At 65.4% G+C, this 15,249-nt stretch carries 11 protein-coding genes and 1 pseudogene; 4 read left to right on the forward strand and 8 right to left on the reverse strand.

The annotated features are described in order from the left end of the window. From NH14_RS20400 to NH14_RS20410, 3 genes are all read left to right on the forward strand, one after another. On the forward strand, positions 1–1,417 hold a 1,417-nt coding region (locus tag NH14_RS20400), incomplete at its 5' end, for a sugar ABC transporter ATP-binding protein (RefSeq protein WP_168727149.1). A 51-nt stretch (positions 1,418–1,468) separates the two neighbouring features. Beyond that, entirely contained in the window at positions 1,469–2,488 is a 1,020-nt protein-coding gene (locus NH14_RS20405) for an ABC transporter permease subunit (protein WP_244143502.1), read from the forward strand. A 139-nt stretch (positions 2,489–2,627) separates the two neighbouring features. Next, positions 2,628–3,581 (forward strand): ABC transporter substrate-binding protein, encoded by a 954-nt coding sequence (locus tag NH14_RS20410; RefSeq protein WP_168727150.1) that lies wholly within the window; start codon positions 2,628–2,630, stop codon positions 3,579–3,581. Positions 3,582–3,657: 76 nt separating this feature from the next. On the opposite strand, the gene NH14_RS20415 is transcribed toward NH14_RS20410, so the two are convergent. From NH14_RS20415 to NH14_RS20425, 4 genes and pseudogenes are all read right to left on the reverse strand, one after another. Next, entirely contained in the window at positions 3,658–5,955 is a 2,298-nt protein-coding gene (locus NH14_RS20415; RefSeq protein ID WP_152617195.1) for a M85 family metallopeptidase, read from the reverse strand. Positions 5,956–6,172: 217 nt separating this feature from the next. Next, a complete protein-coding gene (locus NH14_RS33905; RefSeq protein WP_331253464.1) occupies positions 6,173–6,766 on the reverse strand; it encodes an EAL domain-containing protein in 594 nt (197 codons plus the stop codon). A 30-nt stretch (positions 6,767–6,796) separates the two neighbouring features. Beyond that, a pseudogene (locus NH14_RS33610) lies at positions 6,797–7,177 on the reverse strand (CSS-motif domain-containing protein); the annotation flags it as partial. Between the two features lie 109 nt (positions 7,178–7,286). Beyond that, positions 7,287–9,293: a sensor domain-containing diguanylate cyclase gene (locus NH14_RS20425; protein ID WP_237179716.1), complete on the reverse strand. Its 2,007-nt coding sequence runs from the start codon at positions 9,291–9,293 to the stop codon at positions 7,287–7,289. Positions 9,294–9,552: 259 nt separating this feature from the next. Between NH14_RS20425 and NH14_RS33615 the strand changes: the two genes are divergently transcribed. After that, a complete protein-coding gene (locus NH14_RS33615; protein ID WP_052148212.1) occupies positions 9,553–11,427 on the forward strand; it encodes a trypsin-like peptidase domain-containing protein in 1,875 nt (624 codons plus the stop codon). 88 nt (positions 11,428–11,515) lie between these two features. On the opposite strand, the gene NH14_RS20435 is transcribed toward NH14_RS33615, so the two are convergent. From NH14_RS20435 to NH14_RS20450, 4 genes are all read right to left on the reverse strand, one after another. Continuing rightward, complete coding sequence (locus NH14_RS20435) at positions 11,516–12,409, reverse strand: anti-sigma factor family protein (protein WP_035529573.1); 894 nt, start codon at positions 12,407–12,409, stop codon at positions 11,516–11,518. Next, a complete protein-coding gene (locus NH14_RS20440; RefSeq protein ID WP_035529571.1) occupies positions 12,406–12,924 on the reverse strand; it encodes a sigma-70 family RNA polymerase sigma factor in 519 nt (172 codons plus the stop codon). Before NH14_RS20440 ends, NH14_RS20435 begins: the two co-directional genes overlap by 4 nt. A 52-nt stretch (positions 12,925–12,976) precedes the next feature. Then, positions 12,977–13,831 carry an anti-sigma factor gene (locus tag NH14_RS20445; RefSeq protein WP_052148211.1) on the reverse strand — a complete coding sequence of 285 codons (855 nt, stop codon included), beginning with the start codon at positions 13,829–13,831 and terminating at the stop codon, positions 12,977–12,979. Between the two features lie 287 nt (positions 13,832–14,118). Further along, complete coding sequence (locus NH14_RS20450) at positions 14,119–15,234, reverse strand: diguanylate cyclase (protein ID WP_035529569.1); 1,116 nt, start codon at positions 15,232–15,234, stop codon at positions 14,119–14,121. Positions 15,235–15,249 lie beyond the last annotated feature (15 nt).

Here is a 15,249-nt window from a genome sequence, read left to right on the forward strand (position 1 = left end):
CGCGGGCAAATCCACGCTCATGAAGATTCTCTCGGGCGCGTATCAGGCCGACGCCGGCGGCGAAATCGTGCTCGACGGCAAGCCGGTCGTGATCGACGGCCCGCTCGCCGCGCGCGAGCTGGGCGTGGCCGTGATCTACCAGGAGCTGAGTCTCGCGCCGAATCTTTCCGTTGCCGAAAACATTCACGCCGGGCGCGAGCTGCGCCGCGGCGGCCGCCGCTTCGGCATGGTCGACCGCGCCGCCATGGAGCGCGGCTGCGAAGACGTGCTCAAGCGTCTGGGCGCGAGCTTCGGCCCCGCCACGCTGGTGGGCTCGCTCTCCATCGCCGAGCGCCAGCTGGTGGAAATCGCACGCGCCGTGCACAGCGACGCGCGCATCATCGTGATGGACGAGCCCACCACGCCGCTCTCCTCGCGCGAAACCGAGCGCCTCTTCAAGCTGATCCGCCAGTTGCGCGAGGAAGGGCTCGCGATCATCTACATCAGCCACCGCATGGCCGAGATCTACGAGCTCTCCGACCGCGTGTCCGTGCTGCGCGACGGCAGCTACGTCGGCACGCTGATGCGCGACGAGCTCAACGCGGAAAGTCTCGTGAGCATGATGGTGGGCCGCGATATTTCGGGGTTCTACAAGAAAGAGCACGCACCCTACGATCCGGGCCACGTCGTGCTTACCGTGCGCGATGTCGCCGATCACCACCGCGTGCGCGGCTGCAGCCTCGATCTGCATTCGGGCGAAGTGCTCGGCATTGCAGGCCTCGTGGGCGCGGGCCGCACCGAGCTTGCGCGCCTGATTTACGGCGCGGAGCAGCGCGTGCGCGGAGAGATTGCCATCGACGGCCGCAAGCTCCACGTACACGGGCCGCGCGACGCCATCGAAGCGGGCCTCGTCTATCTGACCGAGGACCGCAAGCATCAGGGCCTCTTTCTCGACATGAGCGTGCGCGACAACATCAACGTGGCCGTGGCCGGGCGCGATGCGCGCTTCGGCGTGCTCGACCTCGCGCGCGGCGCGTCGCGCGCGAAGGATTCGATTCGCGCGCTCTCGATTCGCGTGCCGAGCCCGCGCGTGAACGTGGGTGCGCTCTCGGGCGGCAACCAGCAGAAGGTGCTGCTCTCGCGGCTGCTGGAAACCAAACCGCGCGTGCTGATACTCGACGAACCGACGCGCGGCGTGGACATCGGCGCGAAGTCGGAGATTTACCGCATCATCAACGACCTCGCCAAGACCGGCGTGGGCATCATCGTGATTTCGAGCGAACTGCCCGAGATCATCGGCGTGGCCGACCGCGTGCTCGTCATGCGCGAAGGCGTATTCGCCGGAGAGCTGGGCGGCTACACCGGCCAGCCCATCACCCAGGAAGCCATCATCGAACTCGCCACCGGCTCGCAGGGCGCGCTGGGCGAGGCCGCCTGATTCCGACGCACAAGTCGAAGAGATATTGAGGAGCACGACATCATGAAGAGCATTCTTCCCCGCCACGGCGCTGCAGCGCAGCCCGCGCAGGCCACTTCCGGCAGCACGGCGCTCGACGGCCATCGCGCCCGCATGAAATCCTTCATGCGCACGGCCGGCATGCTGCCCGTGCTCGTGCTGCTGTGCATTGGCTTCGGATTCCTGACCGATGGCTTTGCCACGTTCCAGAACCTCTCGATCGTCACGCAGCAGGCGTCGATCAACATCGTGCTCGCCGCGGGCATGACCTTCGTGATTCTCACGGGCGGCATCGACCTCTCGGTGGGCTCGATCCTCGCCGCATCGGCGGTCGCGGCCATGCTCTGCTCCACCGTCCCGGGCTGGGGCTGGCTGGGCATCCCCGCCGCGCTGGGCGTAGGTCTTGGCTTTGGCATCGTCAACGGCGCGCTGATCTCGCTACTGCGCCTGCCGCCCTTCATCGTCACGCTCGGCTCGCTCACGGCGGTGCGCGGCATCGCGCGCCTCATGGGTCACGACACCACGATCTTCAATCCGCAACTCTCGTTCGCCTTCATCGGCAACGGCACGGTGTTCGGCGTGCCCTGGCTCGTGATCATCGCGCTCGTGGTGGTGGCCGTTTCGTGGTTCGTGCTGCGCCGCACGGTGCTCGGCCTGCATATCTATTCGGTGGGCGGCAACCCCGAAGCCGCGCGTCTCTCGGGCATCAAGGTCTGGGGCATCGAGATGTTCGTCTATGCGGTCTCGGGCCTGCTCGCCGGTTTGGGCGCGGTGATGTCGGCCGCGCGCCTCTACGCCGCGAACGGCCTGCAACTCGGCCAGTCGTACGAACTCGACGCCATCGCGGCGGTGATCCTGGGCGGCACGAGCTTCGTGGGCGGCGTGGGCTCGATCGTCGGCACGCTGATTGGCGCGCTCATTATCGCGGTGCTCTCGAACGGCCTCGTGCTGCTGGGCGTCTCGGACATCTGGCAATACATCATCAAGGGCCTCGTGATCGTGGGCGCCGTGGCGCTCGACCGTTATCGCCAGCGCGGCTCGGCGCGTACCTGAAACGCCTTGCCGGCTTCATAAGCGGCTTCAAATCGGCTTCAAATCGGCTTCAAATCGGCTTAAAAAAGCGGGCGCAGGCGGTCCTCCTGCACCCGCACTGCATGGCACACACCAACCGGACCCCTCTGGAGACAACGTTATGTTCAAGAAAAAGGCTGCTTTCGCGGTTCGCGCCACTGCCGCACTGGCGCTCGGTTTCGCGCTGCAAGGCGCGCATGCCGCCGACAAGCAACTGAAGTCGATCGGCATCACCGTGGGCTCGCTTGGCAATCCTTACTTTGTGACCATTGTGAAGGGTGCCGAAGCGAAGGCGAAACAGCTCAATCCGAACGCGAAAGTCACAGCCGTCTCGGCCGACTATGACCTGAACAAGCAGTTCACGCAGATCGACAACTTCATCTCGGCGCACGTCGACATGATCCTGATAAACGCCTCCGATCCGAAGGCAATCGAACCGGCTGTGAAAAAGGCGCGCGCCGCGGGCATCGTGGTGGTGGCCGTGGATGTGGCCGCAGCAGGCGCCGACGCCACCGTGCAAACCGACAACGTGAAGGCCGGCCAGATCTCGTGCGAATACCTGGCGAAAAAGATCAACGGCAAGGGCAACGTGATCATCGAAAACGGCCCGCAGGTCTCGGCCGTGATTGACCGCGTGAACGGCTGCAAGCAGGTGCTCGCGAAGTCGCCGGGCATCAAGATTCTCTCCGACGACCAGGATGGCAAGGGCTCGCGCGAAGGCGGCATGAACACGATGCAGGGCTATCTCACGCGCTTCCCGCAAGTGGCCGGCGTGTTCACCATCAATGACCCGCAGGCCGTGGGCAGCGACCTGGCCGCGAAGCAGTTGAACCGCACCGGCATCGTGATTACCTCGGTGGATGGCGCGCCCGATATCGAAACGGCGCTCAAGACCGACACGATGGTACAGGCCTCGGCCAGCCAGGATCCATGGAAGATGGCGCAAACGGCGGTGCAAGTGGGCTACGACATCATGAACGGCAAGAAGCCCGCGAATCCGATGATTCAGATGACGCCGCAACTCGTCACGCGCGACAACATCAGCAGCTACAAGGGCTGGTCGTCGCCGCATTGAGCGCGATTGCAGGGATGGCACGCGATCGCCCCGAGGCGATCGCGTGAGCGCATATCTCCTGAGCCGTGCAGCGCGCTCAGGTTCTCAGGGGCGCATTGCCCGACTTCCATTTCCACCACTCCCAGTTTGCATCCGGGTCGCCATCGGCGTAATCCGGCCACAGGTTCGCTTCCTTTTGCTTCGAGAGCAAACCAACCCGGTTCGAGTCGCTGTCCCATGCATACATGGATTGGGTGTAAAAGGGCTTCGCTTCGCCCTTGTTATAGTAATCAAGCGTGTAGCCCTGCCAGATGCGATTGTAGGGAAAGGCGGCCGTAATCCCCCCACCGATTCCGGCGCCCAACGCTGCTCCCGCTAAGGCCCACCCCGCACCACCGGTGACAAATCCCACCGACAATCCCAGCGCCGAAACACCCGTCACAGTTGCGAATTCGCCGAAGTTGGTGAGATCGCTGGTGCTCAACTGCGGCATATGCGCACTGCCGACCACCTTGCTGCCATCCGGAAAATCGAATTCGCGTACGTGCGGATTGCCGTCCACGGGTTTTCCATATTGAAAGAATCGGCCCTGCGTATCCCAACTCGCGCTCGATGCGGCGTAAGCATTCTCGTATCCGCTGGGTGCGCCAGCAGACGCGCTATGAGCGACTGGGAAGAGCGACACGGTACCGTTGTTGAATGCCAGATGACCGAGATCGCCCTGCGGTCGTTGATCGGGAAAAGCATACGTATGGTTGTGCGCAACGCCATCAACGGAGGCAGCCTGGAGTTCGTGAAAATCGGCACTTGCATCGTTATGGCCGCTGATTGTGTCGAGTCGCTGAAAAAACTCGTGCTCACGGTCGGCATTGCGTCCAGCGGACTCGAGAAGTGTACCCAGCATGCGCTCTTGCAACGCCGTCCGGCGCTGCTCCGAGTGGTAGCCTCCGAGATCCGGCACGGTCACGCCCATCTCTTGCATCACACGGCGCGCCAGAATTTCGGTCGGCCCCATGGAATTTCCTTCGTCGTACCTGGACGGATCGCTCGAGCCGCTAAGATGATGCACGAGTTCATGAATTAGTCCTTCTTGCCATAACGGCTGAAACAGCGAGTTCGCGTTTGGCGCTACGCTGTAATTCACAAAGGGCCCATGCTCACGTGTTCCACGCACAGCTTCGCCCATGGCGTAGATCGGATTGTTCGATGGATCAAGTGGTAGCAGTCTATCTATCGTCAGGTCCCGAATTGCCCCCGGTGCTGCGCTGGAATACCTGTTAAATGAATACTCGTTTCTGTACCCGATGGTCTCCAAAGGTACGCCTCCGTGGTTCATGCTGAAACTCACAAGGGAACGAAACGTAGGTGACCGATTTAGTGCCTCCTCTACGGTGTTGCCGATCATATCCATTGTGTGTGTGTCGGCAAGTCTACTGCGGCTCGCCTCTACCGCGCGCGCCACGCCCCAGCGCGTGCTATCCAACTGTTCGGTGCTAAGTGGCGCCTGCTGGCCGAGGCTTACCACGTAGTCTGCATAGTCGTCGGACCACTTTAGCGGGACTTTGGGGTCGCCCCGCTTCTCACGCACCAACGCATCGTCCGAGTTTCCTGAACCTGCAACATTACTACCGCTCGGAGGCGATAGTAGGGCGCCCTCGTCTGCGGGCGTTAATTCATTCTGTCGATTGCCGCCCGGCTGCGGCGTGGCTCCCGATGCCAAACTCGCCGTCGACCCGGAAGTTTTGCCGCCTCCGCCGACGGTACCCGGCAATGGGAATTCGTTTTCTCCCCGGCAATCGTTTTCCGAGCCAAAATGACTGCCTTGCTGGCTCCAGTTAGTTCCCGGGGTACGCCCGCTTCCATTGCCATCGCTCCGGAATGAAGAGAATATACTTGGTGGTCCAAGACCGGCCACCGCTTCGGCTGCCTTTTCGTGTTCGGCGGCGTTCTCCAAATTGGGAGATCCACTTCCTTCCGGTCGATTATTCTGCTTGCCAGAAGCATTTTCTTGTTGGGATTCATTGCTTCCTGGAACCCAATTGTTGTCGGAATTTTCCGCTGATAACCGGGACGTTTCGCCTTCGGGAGCCGCGCTCCGCGTTTCAGACAGATTGCCATTGTTGATCCCACCATTTTCATTTGCAGGATCATGGCTGCCATTATCGCTCTGCTCCGGCGGATTCTTTTCAGATGGCATATTTTCTGGCGATTCCGAAGCACAGCCTTGCTGGAGTGTGGAATCCGTCGACGTTCGAGCATCACTGCCGTTTCCGGTCGATGATTGCGACTCATCCTGTGGCTGGGGACAACTCGCTTGCTCATTCGTGTTGTCATCCTGATTGCCGTAATCCTGAGCCGCATACGACTTTCCCGAATCTACGCCTGACACGCCCATATAGACACTCCTCGAAGGATGAGATGACGCGATCCTTCAATGGCTGACGAACGCCACCATCGGATTGCCGTATCGTCAGGGACCGCGCGATTGAGAAGTGTCAGGCTACGGCTCGTTCCCGAGGTAGTACGAATATATGTGCCGCCTATTTCCCTCCAGTTTCGATCAGGCAGCGCAGCGCGCAAAAGCAACGGATCGCACCAACGAATCGCACCTGTCAAATCATGGCGTACGGACAGCGCTTCCGGCGCGCGTGCTTCAGTGTGCCGCCTTCGCCTCCGGATTGGAGCACGCCCTCGCCCGAAAGATGCTCGGGCGCGAAGTTGATGCCCAGGTGAAAGCCTGGCCGCGTGCCCCATCGCATGACGTCGCGCGCAATCAGCGTCAGCAGATGCTGTGTGAGCGCCACGATCACGCCGTCTTCCTCGGCGGCCTGGATGAACTCGTCGGGACGCACCCAGCGCAGCAGCGCCTCGGCCCCCTCGCAACGGCCCGACTCAACGCCATAGAGCGGTTGATATTCGACGTGGAATTCTCCCGCGCGCATCGCACGCAGCAACTGCTCGCGGCGCGACTGGCGGCTGCGCTGCACGCGATGCACGAGCCCGGCGAGAAGCACGGAGAACGCCGCCACCCAGGGTATGTAGCGCAGCAGCAAGCCGCCCCATATTTCGTTCAGGTGGGCAGGTTCGCCGTAAAGCTGGAGGTCGATCACGCCGCCTGCAAATAGCTTGCGCGTATCAGCCACGAGCGGGCTCGATGCCAGCGGGGTAGCGTCGCCGGCTTCGCGCAGCGAATTGCCGGTGCCCACGCGCAATTCGGCCTGGCGATACGCGGTGAGCGGTGCGGCTGCGTGCAGCAGATCGAGCAGATACTGCGAGTCCACCACCGCAATCACGGCGCGGCCGCCCGGCGCACCCACGCCCACCAGCAGCGCCGGGCGGTCGGCCACCATCGGCGTGCGGGGCACGATCGCGAGCCAGTCGCCACGCGGCAGCCGCCCATCGACTGCGATGCTGCGCATGGCGAACACCTGCGGGCCGAGCGCGGAAGAGCAGACAAGGCGATCGCCGTCGGCGACATTGAGCGTGCGGATATAAGGCTCTGTCGCCGTGCCAAACGTAAGCGCGGCCGCCAGCGTCGAGCACGGCTCGGCGGCGCGCGGCGCGACGACCCGCGCCGTATTGCGCGCGCGCTCGGCAATGGCGACCACCTGATTGACGACGAAATTGGAACGTTACACACCAAGGGACGGAATGAAGAGCGGACCGTGCCAGACGAGCGCACTCGCCGCTCGCCGGGTGCGCCGGGCGTGGCACACCCGGCGCGGCTCAGGCGCACTCGATGCGGTTGCGCCCGCCTTTTTTCGCGCGATAAAGCGCGCTGTCGCTGCGCGAGAGCGCGGCTTCGACGCTCGGGTCGCCGGCGCTCATCTGCGTGACGCCGATGCTGACCGTGAGCGGCACTCCACCAGCTGCGGCCGCGAGCGGCGCACGGGCGATGCAATCCTGGATGCGGCGCGCGACCGTGCACGCGCCATCGAGATCGGCGCCGCCCAGCAGGAGCGCGAATTCCTCGCCGCCGATGCGCCCGGCCACATCGCCCGCGCGCAAATGCGTGCGCAGGATCCCGGCGAAATGGCGCAAAGCTTCGTCGCCCACGGCATGGCCGAAGCGGTCGTTGATCGACTTGAAATGATCGAGGTCGCACATCAGCACGGCGGCGCTCCCGTGGCCGACATGGCCGGGGTTGCCCACGCTGTCCGCATGGCGCAACAGCGCAAGCTGCGCCTCGAGCCGCATCATGAAGTGACGACGGTTCGCGAGCCCCGTAAGGCCGTCGGTCGTGGCGAACTCCTGCAGCTCGGCCTCGATGCACTTGCGCTCGGTGACGTCGGTGATGAAGCCGTGCCAGACGATCACGCCATCGGCGAGGCGCTGCGGCTTCGCATCGCCCTGCCTCCAGCGCAGCCCCTGGCGCGGCAGGCACACGCGATATTCGAGGTGCCACGGAGCAAGCGTGGCCGCCGAAGCCGCGAACGACGCGCGATACGCTTCGAGATCGTCGGGATGAATGAGCGCCTCGATCGCGCGCGCATGCGCCGCGACCTGCGCCGGCTCCAGTTCGTATATCTCCGCGATGCCCGCGCTCGCGTAGGGCAGACTCATGTGGCCGTTGGGCGTGCGGCGGCACTGGAACACGAGACCGGGCACTTCATTCGTGAGATTGGTGACGAGGCTGGCCGACTCACGCAGGCGCTCCGCCATCTGGTGCATCGACGTCACGTCGGTCGTGGTGCCGATCATGCGCAGCGCGCGGCCTTCGTCGTCGCGCGCGGTGACCTTGCCGCGGCTGCAAATCCACTTGTAGCTGCCGTCCTTGCAGCGGATGCGGTGCTCCACTTCGTACTGCTCGGTGCGGCCTTCGAAGTGGGCCTGCATGGTGGCCTTCACGTAGTCGAGGTCGTCGGGATGCAGGCGCTGGTAGCTGTCTTCGATGCGGTTGCTCACCTCGTCGGCGGCGTAGCCGAGCATCGCCTTCCACCCAGTGGAATAGCGGATTTCTCCAGCGACGACATCGCGGTCCCAGATGCCCGTGCCGCTGCCCGCGATGGCGAGCGCGAGAAGCCGCTCGCGGGCGCGCAGTGATTCGAGTTCTTCGAGCAGCATGGCTTCGGCGGGAGACGGCGCGCGCTGGGCTTCGATAATCGATTCCTGCGCCGCCAGCGCCGCGATCACGCGCGCGAAGTCGTCGAGGCTCGCGCGTTCAGCCGGCGCGAGCTCGCGCGGCGCGTGGTCGAGCAGGCACAGGCTGCCCAGTTGCTCCCCGCCCGCCCCGCGCAGCGGCCAGGCCGCCACGAAGCGGAACGGCAGCGCGCTCGCCCGCGACAGGCACGCCTGCCATGCGGGGTCGTTCCCGAGATCGCTGACGATGAACGCCTCGCCCGCGCCTGAGATGTCATGCGGCTCGTCCGTGTCGCCTGGCCCGTTCATGGCGAGCGCGTTCTGTGCGGAGCGGATTTCGGCCAGCGCCTCGCGCAACGGCATCGCGACGCCCGGCGCAGCGGCGCCCGACGTAGCGGCGCACGCGGCTTCCACGCCCGCACCCGCCCATGCCTGCGCGCCGGCCGCCGCATCGCCAGGCAACACGCACGCGGCCGCCACGCCGAAATGGCGGGCCACGAGCCGCATCAGCGCATCGAGCAGGGAATCGAGACTGCTCGGGGCCTGCGAGCCCGCGCCTTGCACACCGGGCACGTGGACGCTGCCGTGCGCGTCGCGAACCGGCGCTGTGGGCGGGACGAACGCGGATTCGACTGATGTTTGGGGAACGTGCATGGCGCGCGCAGTGACGAAAAATCGAGCGCCCAGTATACAGCGCCGATTTTTCGACAAGACGGCAAAGCCGCACGCCCTGTGCCCGCCTTCGTTGCGCACGCACCGGAGCCCCGGCGCCAAGCCCTTCCGCGCACAAACCGGACAAACCCTCCTCCCCACTCATGCCGCCGCGTGACTACACTATTTTTGTCGGCGCCCGCTGCATCATCATTGCATCCCGGTCCACGTCCGCCAGCACGATTGCCCTGGGAGGTGTGCTGTGCTCCGCCTCATTTTCGCCCGCACCTCGCGCCCCGCGGCGGCGCTCACGCTGGCGCTCGCCAGTGCATTCTGCCTCCGGGCGAACGCGGCAACACCCTTGCCGGCGTCGAGCGGATCCGGCGCCAACAAATCGGCGGCAAGCAAGCCCGCCGCCGTCACCGGCGCCGGGAACATCGCCGGGAATTCGTCAGTCACACCCTCCGCGATGGCCACGCCGGACTTCTTCGCGCTCGCCGAGCGCTACGGTCCCGCCGTCGTGCACGTGATCGCGCGCGGCCCCGACGACCAATCCGAAACGCCCGAGCAGGAAGCCATCGACGCCGATGACCCGTTCTTTGCGTTCTTCAGGCGTGCGCCAAGGCCGCCGTCGGAGGGCCAGGCCGGTGCGCCGCGCGCGATGACGGGCGCGGGCTCCGGCTTCATCGTGACCTCGCATGGCCTCGTGTTCACCACGGCCCACGTCGTGGACAAGGCCGACGAAGTGATCGTTCGGCTTACCGACAAGCGCGAGTTCAAGGCGCGGGTGGTGGCCGTCGACCCGCAGAGCGACGTCGCGGTCCTGCAAATCGACGGCGCGCGCAATCTGCCGTTCGTGAAGCTCGGCGCCTCGTCGAAGATGCACGCGGGCGAACCCGTGCTCTCGATCGGCTCACCCGACAACTTCCAGAACACCGTGACGACGGGCATCGTCAGCGCAACCTCGCGCACGCTGCCCGATGGCAAGCCGTTCCCGTTTCTCCAAACCGATGTGGCAGTCAATCCCGACAACTCCGGCGGGCCGCTGTTCAATCGCGCGGGCGAAGTGATCGGCATCGGCGTGCAGCTTTACGCCGATAGCGGCCACTACGAGGGCCTGACCTTCGCGATTCCGATCGAAGCCGCGAACCAGTTCCGCGCGCAGTTGCAGGCCGCGCGCGCGACAGCGCCAGCCGCCAATGCGGACACCAGTGCCGACGCCAACGCCGACGCGAACCCAGGTGCTGCCCGCGCAGGCAACCCGCACGCGACCCAAACCTTCGGCATGCGCATCGAAGATGTGAGCCCGGGGATCGCGGCGGCGCTCGGCTTGCCGCGCGCGAGCGGCGTGCTCGTCGATGCCGTCGAGCCGGGCTCGCCCGCCGCGGCGGCGGGCGTGAACCCGGGCGACGTCATCGTGGGGATAGGCGGCAAACCGGTCGACCGTGCCGCGGCGCTCGCCGAGCAGCTCGCAGCCGTGCCGCCCGCGACGAAAATCCCGCTGTCGGTGATCCGCAACCGGCAGCTGACGCAGGCGCACTTCACGAACGCGGCTGCCGCCGAGACGCAGCCGGCAAATGCGACCAATGCGGCAAATGATGTGCATGCGGTTCCGGCGCCAGCGGCGGTGGCTGCTGCGCCAGCGGCGGCGGCTGCTGCGCCTGCCGTGGCCGTGGCTGCCGCAGCCGCCACCCCGGCAGTCGCCAATGCGGCACAGGTGAACAACGTCAAGGCGGTGAAGACGGCAATGACGGAAGCGGCTGTCCAACCGGCTGTCCAACCGACAGTCCAACCGGCCGTCCAGCAGCCCGTCCAACCGCCGGCTCCGCCAGACGCCCAGGCAACCGCTGCCAAGGCGCCCCGCCATACCGCGGATCGCCTCGGCCTTATCACGCACTCGCTGACCGAGGACGAAAAGCGCTCGACCGGTCTGCCGCTGGGGCTGATGGTGGACGACTCGACCGGCCCCGCCGCGAAAGCGGGCGTGCGGCGCGGCGACGTCGTGCTGACGCTCAACGAAACGCTGGTCGAAACCGAGGACCAGGCCGCCGAGCTGGAAGCCAAGGCAACGAGGAGCATGGACGTGCTGATCCAGCGAAACCATGCGCGCAGCTTCGTGGCGGTGAAGCTCCAGTGAGGATACCTACACGACGATATGCAACGCCGATACCCCGATCATGAGAAGCGGGGGTATCGGCGTCGGCATGCTAGTCTCGCGAGCGCCTCTAGCGCGGCGCCGGTGAAGGCGTCGGCGTCAATTGCGCATAGACGTCGTGCGCGAGTTGCAGCAGCACCTTGCGGTCGATGCCGCCCGACAACGCATAGCCAAAATCGCCGTCGATCCAGTAGAACACGTTCACCGGGCCGTCCTGATAGAGCTTGAACGCGGTCGTATTGCTGCTTGCCTTGCGGTGCGAGATGCACAGCGTCACGCGCTCGCCCTGGGCGTTGTGATACATGAACTGCGCGACGTCGCCATTCGCGCCGGGCAGCAAACGCCCGCCCTGGAGCTCGAAGCCGCTCTTTGCCAGCATCGGCGCATGCACGTTGGTGCCGAGCCGGTTCGCGAGCCACTGCGCGAAATCCTGCTCGCGGCGCGCGCCCATCGTATCGGGCCGATCCACCTCGGGCATGTAGACCACGTGCGCGAGCGCGGCCTCGTGCACGAAGTTCATGGTCGAGTCCGCGCTCACCGTGGACAGATTCGCATGCGGGTCGCTGCGGCCCGCCGCGCCGCCGAGCAGGTCCGCGCCATAATGCGAGCCCCAGCCGATGCCCACGCCCAGCACCAGCGCTGCCGCGAGCCCCGCGAACTTCGGCCAGTTCGCGGCTGCGCGCGCGCCGCGCCCGGCCTGTACGCCGGAATTGCCGATGTTGTCCGAGCCGCCGGAGCGCCTGGCCGGTTCAATGCGCAGACGCGCGGGCACAGGCTCGCTCAACACACGGTCGTAACGCTCGTGCAGCAGATTGTTCAGCGAGAAGAAATCGCTCGTGCGCGCCGCCAGATCGGGATTGCGTTCGAGTTCGCGCTCGACGTCGACGCGGCGCGCCTGCGCGAGCGTGCCATCCACGTAAGCGTGGATTTCGTCTTCGGTCACGGGATTACGTTGCTCGCTCATCGCACCACCTTCAGATTCGCACGCGGGACGGCACCGGCCATAAGCGCGCGCAGGCGCTCACGTCCCCTCGAAAGCCGCGACATCACCGTGCCGATGGGGATGTCGAGCGCCAGCGCCACGTCGGCGTAACTCATTTCCTCCAGCCCGACCAGCAGCACCACCTCGCGCTGCTCGAGCGGCAACCGCTGCAGCGCGAAATCGAGATCGCGAACTTCCAGCGTGCCGGTCTGGGTCGGCTGCACCGCGTAATCGGTCTCGGGCACGCTCTCGTCGTCTACGCTCACATGCGTGCCGCGCGCCGCCGATTTGCGCACCTGATTCACGAACAGGTTGTGCATGATCGTGAAGAGCCAGGCGCGCAAATCCGTGCCCGCCTGATACAGCGCCGTGCGCGCGAGGGCGCGTTCGAGCGTGTCCTGCACGAGATCGTCCGCGAGTTCCCGGTTGTTGATCAGCGCGCGGGCGTAGCGCCTCAGGCGCGGCACGTGTTCTATCAACTCGTCACGGATGTCCATGTTCCATCCTCAAGGTCCCCGCCATTCTCGTTTGCCCGCTCATCGTGGGTATTCATCGCTGCTGCTCCGCATTGCCTGCCTCTTCCGCGCGGGCCGTCGGCTCCTGGGTGGCGAGGTCCGCCGCTCGCATCAACCCGCGCGTGCGCGCGTCGCCTGCGAGCACCCAGCGCTCGCCATGCCCGGTCCATCCGAGCAGGCGCAGATTGCCGGCGCGGCGCGCGCTCCATTGCCGCTCGGCACGCGCGAGCCACGCATGCGACGCAAGCAGCACGACCGGCTTGCCCTCACTGTTTTCGTAAATCCAGCGACGCACCCGCACGAACAGCCCGAGTTCGACCGTGCCGGAAGCCACGAGCCGCAAGCCCGCCGGCGCGAAATCGAACGGCGCGGGCGCGCTGGCCTGCGTCGTCGGCACGAGTTCATTGGCGAGCGGCACAGCAAGCAACTCCGGTGTGGACTGCGTGGGCGACGCGGACCGCGCGGAAGATGTCACCGAAGCGCCGTTGCCGGCCTCCATGAATGCCATGACTGCAGCGTCGTCGAGGATCTGGACACTGGGCTCGGAAACGGCCGACCACGCCAGCGCCGCGCCGGCCAGCATACACGCGAGTGCAAGCGCGACGCAGCGGCGGCGCTTGGTGCCACCATGCTCAACCCTATGACGGCGCGCCGACGCGAACCACCGGACAGCGGTTGCCGCCCCGGCTCCGGCCCCTGCCTCACCGAACGAATGCCGAAGCTCGGCATTGAGCCGGCGATAAAACAGGATCCGATGCCATTCGCCAGGGCGCGCAGCCAGATAGCGGCGCACGCGCGCGACCCGCTCGCTGGCGAGCGCGCCATCGGTATAGGCGTGGATATCGCGTTCGGATACCGGCCGCTCGTCGCGCGGCCCCTGCAAAGCCATGATTAGCCACCGTCCTGGTTGGAGACGATGAACTAACACGTGCGCCTTGGCGCTTATTCCATGTGGGGACGCAATTTTGTGCACTCGCGAACGGCTTTGCAGCGATCCAAGGGCCACGCCGAACAGCCGCTCAATCGAGTAACGAAGTGACCCCGCTTCTTTAGGCGGGGCTAATTTATTCGAGCGACAAGCGCGCCTGTTTCTGCGCCGCGTCGACGGGGAAGGCACTCGAAGGCTTCACGAAGCAATTTGCGTTTTTTTCTCCAGTCGGGGGAATTGTGCCCCCCTCACCCCCTTCCCGTCACCGCCGTCGAATACGCCACACGATTGCGCCCTTCGCGCTTGGCCCGATAAAGCGCCGCATCGGCTTCTTCGATCAGCGCAGTTTCCGCAAGCGCTTCGGTGGGCGTGAGCGTGGCCACACCCACGCTGATCGTGAGATGCTCGCTCACCGCGGAACCGCTATGCGGCAGCGCCAGATCCGCCACGTCGCGGCGCATCTTCTCGGCCAGCAGACGCGCGAGCGCGCTGCCCGCGCCCGGCAGCACGACGGCGAACTCTTCGCCGCCGAAGCGCGCCACGAGATCGCGCGGCTGGTTCACCTCGTGGCGGATCGTGGCAGCCACGGAGCGCAGCACGTTGTCGCCCGCTACATGGCCATAGGTGTCGTTATAGGGCTTGAAGTAATCCACGTCGATCATCAGCAGCGAGACCTCCGTGTTCTCGCGCTGCGCGCGCCGCCATTCCGCGCCAAGGAATTCATCGAAGTAACGGCGATTCGAGAGCCCCGTGAGGCCGTCTGACTGCGTGAGGCGGCGCAGTTCCAGATTCGCCTTGAGCAGTTCCTGCTGCGAGCGGCGCAGCGCGCGATAAGCTTCGTCGCGCTGAAGCATGTTTACATAGGATCGCGAATGATATTTGACTCGCGCGATAAGCTCGATGCTGTCCGGCAGCTTGACGAGATAATCGTTCGCGCCCGAGGCGAAAGCCGCGCTCTTGATCGCCGGCTCCTCTTTGGTGGAGAGCACGATGATCGGCACGTCGCGCGTGGCGTCGTTGGCGCGATAGGCGCGCACCAGCGTGAGGCCGTCAGTGCCTGGCATCACGAGGTCCTGCAGGATCACGGTCGGGCGCACCTGCCCGGCCATGAGCACGGCCTGGTCGGGGTGCGCGCAGTAGTGAAAGTCGATCTCGCGCTCGCTCGCCAACGCCCGCCGCACCGCCTCCGCGACGATCGCCTGATCGTCCACCAGCAGCACCATCATCGGCGCCTCCGCAGCGGGCAGCGGCTGCGCGAGCGCCGTGCGCACTGCAGCGAGCGCGGCTTCGAGCGATGCCTCGTCAGGCCCGCCTTCGGCCAGCGCGGAGTCGGCTGCCGTCGATGGGTTCGGCTTCTCGGTCATGGTGTCTTTCACTTT

The sequence above is a fragment of the Paraburkholderia sacchari genome (genome assembly GCF_000785435.2).
GTDB lineage: Bacteria > Pseudomonadota > Gammaproteobacteria > Burkholderiales > Burkholderiaceae > Paraburkholderia > Paraburkholderia sacchari.

Excerpts from the sequence above, each read along its gene's own strand:
- NH14_RS20410 (WP_168727150.1), top strand. The coding sequence starts at position 2,628 with ATGTTCAAGAAAAAGGCTGCTTTCGCGGTTCGCGCCACTGCCGCACTG.
- NH14_RS20415 (WP_152617195.1), bottom strand. The coding sequence starts at position 5,955 with ATGGGCGTGTCAGGCGTAGATTCGGGAAAGTCGTATGCGGCTCAGGAT.
- NH14_RS20425 (WP_237179716.1), bottom strand. The coding sequence starts at position 9,293 with ATGCACGTTCCCCAAACATCAGTCGAATCCGCGTTCGTCCCGCCCACA.
- NH14_RS20435 (WP_035529573.1), bottom strand. The coding sequence starts at position 12,409 with ATGAGCGAGCAACGTAATCCCGTGACCGAAGACGAAATCCACGCTTAC.
- NH14_RS20440 (WP_035529571.1), bottom strand. The coding sequence starts at position 12,924 with ATGGACATCCGTGACGAGTTGATAGAACACGTGCCGCGCCTGAGGCGC.
- NH14_RS20445 (WP_052148211.1), bottom strand. The coding sequence starts at position 13,831 with ATGGCTTTGCAGGGGCCGCGCGACGAGCGGCCGGTATCCGAACGCGAT.
- NH14_RS20450 (WP_035529569.1), bottom strand. The coding sequence starts at position 15,234 with ATGACCGAGAAGCCGAACCCATCGACGGCAGCCGACTCCGCGCTGGCC.